Genomic DNA, 7005 nt, shown 5'->3' with positions numbered 1-7005 from the left:
CGCTTTAAAGCTCTGGATTTTGAAAAGGCTTATGTTAGAAATATTAATTCTGTCAGCAACCTTAATACTTTTGGCCATATTACTTTGCTTACTGTCGCTATTGTAGCTATTAAACTGGGTAAATTTGATGAGTTTAAGTCTCTTAGTGCTCTGATGCAATCGGCTTAACTTTTGCTGAATTTAGTTCATGCCATTTTTAACATTTGACTTCTACAGGATATTTATGCCCTTTTTAGTCTCCTCTTTTTGTCTTTCTTTTCCTTTACCACTTCCTTTATGTTTGATTGTCAGTGTTGATTACTATATATTGTATGTCATACATATTTTGGTTTTTTGTCGTGATTATTTTTATTAATTTTGCACATCCCTAGATAAAAGAAACAAAATAAAAAATATGTTTGCAAAATGTTTGCAAATTTCGATTTCTAATTGTATTTCCAAAAAAAGAAAACCGCAAAGCCTTGCGGTTACTGATCTTCACTGGTCTGAGTGGGGGGACTTGAACCCCCGGCCTCCAGAACCCCATTCTGGCGCGCTACCAGCTGCGCCACACCCAGAAAGAAACTATGTTCAGCTTTTATTATAAACGAGATAAAAGAAAAAATCAATAGTTAAATGATTATAAAGATTATTCCGCCTCCGCTGTCATTCACTACTCTTTCTAATGTATCTCTTAGTTTATGACTTAAGTTTTCGGGAATGGTGCCAATCTTGTTTTGCATTCCCTCTTTTACAAGGTCACTCAAGGTCTTGCCAAAAATGTTAGATTCCCAAATTTTTTCTGGATCGCTCTCAAACTGTTCTGTCAAATATTTTACAAAATCTTCACTTTGCTTTTCTGTTCCTACAACTGGCGATACTTCTGCCGTAATATCAGTTCTAAATATGTGATATGAAGGAGCAGAAGCTCTAAGCCTTACCGCAAATCTCCCACCTTGCCTTACTATTTCGGGTTTTTCAAACTTCATGTCATCAAGGCTTGCAGGTACCACTCCTACACCTGTTTTTTCAGCTTGTAAAAAAGCATCTTTAACTCTATCATACTGTCTTTTTGCATAAGCCAATTCTCTCATCATTGTCATTAATTCTTTATCACCCTGAATTTCAAGTCCGCTTTCATCACTTAATATCTTAAAGAATAAGCCTTCCTGGGTTTTTATTTCAACATTTGCACAGCCTTCACCTGGAGTTATCTTCTTTATAAACACCTCAGAAAAGTTTTCATTTGCTTTAAGACCACCAACTAACTTAGGTATATCTCTTAATCTAAACAAATCTTTTATGTTTTCTTTTACTGTTTCCATTATATTTTGCTTAAGCCAATGACTTTTATCAAGAGCATCTACCCATTTAGGCAAATCAATTGCAATCTCCCGTATGGGAAATTCAAATAAGACTTTTTCCAAAATTGCATGAATGTCTGGTATTTCCATTTTAAGTACATTTAAAACAACAACAGGTACATCGTATTTTTTCTCTAATTCTTTTGCTAAATTAATTGTTTCGGGACTTTGAGGATCAGTTGTATTTAGCACTATTATAAAAGGTTTATTCAATTCTTTTAATTCTTTTACTACCCTTTCTTCTGCTGCTACATAATTTTCTCGCGGTATGTCGGTTATGCTTCCATCAGTGGTCATCACTAATCCTATTGTAGAATGGTCATTTATGACTTTTTTTGTTCCTATTTCTGCCGCTTCCTCAAAAGGTATTTCATAATCATACCAAGGAGTAGACACCATACGGGGCTTATCCCCTTCCATGTATCCCAGTGCACCTTTGACCATATATCCTACACAATCTACTAATCTCACTTTAAACCTCGTGTTTTCATTAATTGTTATCTCTACCGCTTTTTCAGGAACAAATTTAGGCTCAGTAGTCATTATGGTTTTGCCTGCTGCACTTTGTGGCAATTCATCTTTTATTCTCTCTTTTTGGGGAAGATTTTCTATGTATGGCAGTACTAATATGTCCATAAATCGCTTAATAAAAGTCGATTTACCTGTTCTCACTGGGCCTACTACTCCTATGTAGATATCCCCTTGTGTTCTTTCTGCAATATTTTTATAGATATCGTAGTTTTCCAACCCATTTCCCTCCTTTTTATATCCCCATATCCTTTTCTTCTCACTCATATATATATGCTTTAACAGTACATTTATATGTAAAAAATATTGAAATATAATAAAATCTCCGGAAAACCGGAGATCAAATACCGTGCAATTCATGTTTTTTATCTCTCGTCATAAGGCTATAAACAGCCTCATAGGGATTTTTACCCTCAAAAAGTATGGAATAAATTTCTTTAGTTATTGGCATTTCTATTTTATGAATTTGAGAAAGTCTGTAGGCGGATTTTGTAGTATTAACTCCTTCTACTACCATTCCTATCTCTTTTAATGCTTCTTCTAAACTTTTACCTTTACCTATAAGTATCCCTGCTCTTCTATTTCGTGAAAGCATGCTGGTACAAGTGACAATGAGGTCTCCTACACCTGCCAAACCTAAAAACGTCAACGGATCAGAACCTAACGCGACACCCAAACGAGTAATTTCCGCAAGACCTCTTGTCATAAGAGCAGCTTTGGTATTATCGCCAAATCCAAGCCCGTCTGAAATTCCAGCTCCCAAGGCTATAATATTCTTTAATGATCCTCCTAATTCCACTCCCACAACGTCCTTGTTTATATACAACCTAAAGTTTTCATCCATAAAGGCATCTTGCACTATTTCACAGGCTTTAACATTCAAAGAGGCTAAAACACAGGCTGTAGGAATTTGCCTGACTACTTCCTCAGCATGACTAGGACCTGACAAAACAACTACATCATTTGAAAGATATTCTTTTATGACTTCAGACATTCTTTTTAAAGTGGAAGTCTCTATTCCCTTTGCAAGATTTACCACAATAAAGTTTTTATCAACTACCTCTTTTAATTTTTCCGATATCTCTCTCACAGCATGAGAAGGTACTGCGATTACTACTATTTCAGAGTTAGTTACTGCCTCTTTTAAATCAGTAGTAATGGAAATTTCTTGAGGAATATCAACATCAAGATATTTTTTATTGTGACGAGTAGACACAATTTCCTCAAACTGATTTTTATCTCTCATCCACAATGTAATTTGATGCCCAAGTCGGTTTAAGTGTATCGCTATAGCTGTTCCCCAACTTCCCGCACCTAATACTGATATTTTCATGACCACTTTCCTTTCTCATTTTATTTCCGTCTTTTGTCCCAGCTTGGATTCTGTTCCCGCCAGCAAACGTTTTATATTAGAACGGTGTTGGAAAATTGCTAAAGATGCCAGAATAAGCGAAAATATGAATATTTGTGTTGAATTCCAAAAGATTGCATTTAAAAGCACAAAAGTAACCGACCCTGTTATGGACCCTAAAGATACGTATTTTGTCAAAACAATTACTGTAACCCCAATTGCTAAGGCTATGAGCCCTAAAAGAGGACTTACGGTCATTACAACTCCAACGCTTGTAGCAATTCCTTTTCCACCTCTAAATTTTAAAAACACAGGCCAGTTATGACCGCATACCACTGCTATTCCTGCAATCATAGCACCAGTATTACCCATTAAATACTTACCGATTAATACGGCTATTACTCCTTTTAACACATCCAATGCAAAAACAGGAGCCGCAGCTTTATACCCTAATACTCTTAAAACATTAGTAGCCCCCGCATTTCCACTCCCATAATTGCGAATGTCTATTTTTCGCGTATATTTTGTTAAAATATATGCATTGTTTATGCAACCAATCAAATAAGCAATGATGGCCGTCAAAACAGCGTACATATTTTCCCCCCTTTCCCTTTTAATTTTCCCCTCTTTTTCTCGTAGAAATCACAACAGGTACTCCTTCAAAGCCAAAATTTTGTCTTAATGTATTCTCAATAAATCTTAAATAGGAAAAATGCATCAGCTCAGGTTCATTGACAAATACTACAAAAGAAGGCGGCTTAATTCCTACTTGTGAAGTATAATATACTTTTAATGGTTTGCCCTTATCAGCAGGTGGCGGAAACATAAGCATAGCTTCATTTAGCACATTATTTAAAAGACCAGTAGTAATTCTTTTATTATATTCCTCCCATACTTTATCTACAGTCTCTAAAACTCTGTGTACTCTTTGCCCTGTTTTTGCTGAAATAAATAGTATAGGAGCAAAAGATATAAAAGATAGTTTTTCTCTTACCATCTTAGTATACTCATTAACAGTATTATTATCTTTTTTATTGCATCCCATTTATTAACAACTATGATGATTCCTTTTCCATTTTCAAACGCATATCCTGCTATTTTAGTGTCCTGTTCTGTTGGACCTTCTGTAGCATCTATCATCAAAAGGCATATATCAGACCTTTCAATTGCAGCTAAAGCTCTTAGTACGCTGTACCTTTCTATAGATTCGCTAATTCTACTTTTTCTACGTATCCCTGCTGTATCAATAAGAACATAGTTCTTCCCATCTTTTGAAAAAGGAGTATCTATTGCATCCCGTGTAGTGCCAGGTATGTTACTGACTATTACCCTTTCTTCCCCTAATATTTTGTTAACTAGTGAGGATTTCCCCACATTAGGTTTGCCAATAACAGCAATTTTAATTGTCTCTTCAGTGTATTCTAACTCTTCCTGTGGCAATTTTTTTACTACTTCGTCTAAAAGTTCTCCGATGCCCAACCCATTTGACGCTGAAATTGGAATGGGATTGCCTAAACCAAGGCTAAAAAAGTCATAATAAGTAGGAGGCATTTCTTTAAAACTGTCCACCTTGTTGCAAACCAAAATAACTTCTTTTTTTGCTCTTCTTAAAATGTTTGCTATTTCTTCATCTTCTGGCATTAAACCTTCTTTTGCATCAACTAAAAATAATATTACGTCGGAAGCATCAATTGCTGCTTCCACTTGTAAACGGACTTTTGAAAAGAGGATATCTTCAGCATTTGGGTCTAATCCTCCTGTGTCTACTAATATAAATTTTTTGTCCAGCCATTCTGCATTGCCGTATACTCTATCCCTTGTAACTCCTGGTTTGTCTTCCACAATAGAAATTCTTTTTCCCATAATTTTATTAAAAAGAGTAGATTTACCCACGTTTGGTCTACCTACAATACTTACCATTGCTCCTGCCATATCTATCACCTTCCACTCTGTATCCTTTGTAAAAATTTTCTCCCATCGACTTCAGAAACTATAACTTTTGTCCCCAGTTCTCTTTCTATTTCTTCAACAGTAGTATCATCAAGAAAAACATTTGAACTTTCCTTTAACATGACATCGGGAATAACTAAAACTTCCTCATTTATTTTACCTTTTAATTGGTTTATTATATCTTTCCCCACCACAAGTCCAGCTACTGTGATATTGTGACCAAAAAACTCATTGTGTATCTTCTCCACTTTTACATTAAACCCTGTTTTTCTTAATTCTTTCGCTACTTCTTCCATAAAATTATAGGCAGCTATTCCTGTAACAATAATGTAAGGGGTGGTGTTTATATTTTTCCCTTTCTTCACTTTTAATCTTTTTAGACTCCTTTGAAATTGATGTTTAAACAATGCCATAAGTCCTACGCCATTTTCTATTTGAGGAAATCCCTCGTAATGATAATAAGAAGGTATAGTAACACCTGCCATCACATAAAACTCATCTGACAAAAAAACAAAAGAAGAACCTAATTCTTTCTTTAATTTCTTTTGCCATGAAAATACTTGTTCGACCACATTTTTAGCTTCCTCTTTAGTAAAAGTTCTAAGTTTATAAAGTTTCTCTCTGTGGTCTGTAAGTCCTACTGGAACAACTGCTATTGATTTTACACCAGGATATAGACTTGACAAATCCTTGATAGTTCTGTCAAGAATTTTACCATCATTTATTTCTGGACATAATACGATTTGACCATGTACCTCAATTCCGTTCTCAACAAGTTTTTTAATTTATCCATTATACCTTTTGCATTCGGGTTATTTATCATTTTTACTCTTACATCATCATCAGTGGCATGAATTGAAACATATAAGGGAGAGAGCTTATATTTTATTACCCTGGCAATTTCCTCTTCACTCATATTAGTCATAGTAATAAAATTACCTTGTAAAAAGGAAAACCTATAATCGTCATCCTTAAATAAAAGAGATTTGCGGACTCCTTTAGGTAACTGGTCAATAAAGCAAAAAATACACTTATTTCTACAATGTTTTGGCCTGTCAATTATTTCTTCTTCAAAGACTAACCCTAAATCCTCATCATAGTCTTTTTCCACTTCAAAAATATATCTTTCTCCTGTAGCCTTTTCAATTTCTAATTGTATAAACTCATTTGACACTTCATATCGATAATCTATTATATCAATTATTTCTTTTCCGTTTAATGTAATGAGTTTGTCTCCTTTTTGTATATCTAAATCCCATGCTATACTTCCTTTTATTACATCTTTTATATTTATTTTATGCATATTTTTCCTCCTAAATTAACTCCTCTCTTTTCAATTATGAATTAATCCTATCAATACGTCAAGACCTTATTTGCAACTTTGTTTTAATATCTGTTACTAATTTTACGAAATTGTTGTATTTTTTCAATATGCCATATACCGTTATAGGCCTACCTAAAAAGATAATTCCTAAGCGCCTTGACGTAATACCTCCAATCTTTGTAGTAAGTCCTATGGTAGGAAGTGCATCTACGACTAATATATCTTTTTCAGAAATTCCATATAAAGACAAAAAACTGTAAATAGCTTTTGTCACTATTTCTCGCCCATTTCTCGCACCGACAATGTACACATAGTTTCCAAATTCATCCTTACCCATATAAAAAAGAGTGCCAATTTCATCGTTGGAAGTTTTATCATAATGAGGAAGAGAAACAATTTCTTCATAAGTAGGCACTCTGTCAATAGGTAAAAGTCCTATGTGTATAGAAGCAGCTACAACAGAAGAGTGAGCACTTCCATAACACATATATACAATAATCACAAACCTA

General features: G+C 34.4%; 4 protein-coding genes, 1 tRNA gene and 3 pseudogenes. 1 reads left to right on the top strand and 7 read right to left on the bottom strand.

From position 1 onward, the window contains the following. Positions 1 to 168: pseudogene (locus tag THESIDRAFT1_RS13285) on the top strand (transposase); the annotation flags it as partial. 313 nt (positions 169 to 481) lie between these two features. On the opposite strand, the gene THESIDRAFT1_RS09725 reads toward THESIDRAFT1_RS13285, so the two are convergent. The 7 genes and pseudogenes from THESIDRAFT1_RS09725 to THESIDRAFT1_RS09695 form a co-directional block, all read right to left on the bottom strand. Further along, positions 482 to 557, bottom strand: a tRNA-Pro gene (locus tag THESIDRAFT1_RS09725). A gap of 54 nt (positions 558 to 611) precedes the next feature. Next, positions 612 to 2090 (bottom strand): stage IV sporulation protein A, encoded by a 1479-nt coding sequence (spoIVA, locus tag THESIDRAFT1_RS09720; RefSeq protein WP_006570266.1) that lies wholly within the window; start codon positions 2088 to 2090, stop codon positions 612 to 614. Positions 2091 to 2211: 121 nt separating this feature from the next. Further along, entirely contained in the window at positions 2212 to 3204 is a 993-nt protein-coding gene (locus THESIDRAFT1_RS09715; RefSeq protein WP_004401364.1) for an NAD(P)H-dependent glycerol-3-phosphate dehydrogenase, read from the bottom strand. Positions 3205 to 3219: 15 nt separating this feature from the next. Continuing rightward, on the bottom strand, positions 3220 to 3816 hold the full coding sequence (plsY, locus tag THESIDRAFT1_RS09710) for a glycerol-3-phosphate 1-O-acyltransferase PlsY (protein WP_003867956.1): 597 nt from the start codon (positions 3814 to 3816) through the stop codon (positions 3220 to 3222). A gap of 19 nt (positions 3817 to 3835) precedes the next feature. Beyond that, a pseudogene (gene der, locus THESIDRAFT1_RS09705) lies at positions 3836 to 5154 on the bottom strand (ribosome biogenesis GTPase Der). A 5-nt stretch (positions 5155 to 5159) separates the two neighbouring features. Next, a pseudogene (locus THESIDRAFT1_RS14780) lies at positions 5160 to 6475 on the bottom strand (DUF512 domain-containing protein). A 58-nt stretch (positions 6476 to 6533) separates the two neighbouring features. Further along, the gene (locus THESIDRAFT1_RS09695) at positions 6534 to 6998 is read right to left on the bottom strand and encodes a DUF3189 family protein (RefSeq protein ID WP_003867953.1); all 465 of its coding nucleotides are present in this window, start codon (positions 6996 to 6998) and stop codon (positions 6534 to 6536) included. Positions 6999 to 7005 lie beyond the last annotated feature (7 nt).

Origin of the sequence: Thermoanaerobacter siderophilus SR4 (assembly GCF_000262445.1) — a bacterium.
In the GTDB taxonomy this organism is placed as follows: domain Bacteria; phylum Bacillota; class Thermoanaerobacteria; order Thermoanaerobacterales; family Thermoanaerobacteraceae; genus Thermoanaerobacter; species Thermoanaerobacter ethanolicus.
Note: the sequence above shows the minus strand (reverse complement) of the source record. Positions and strands in the feature narration are given on the sequence as shown.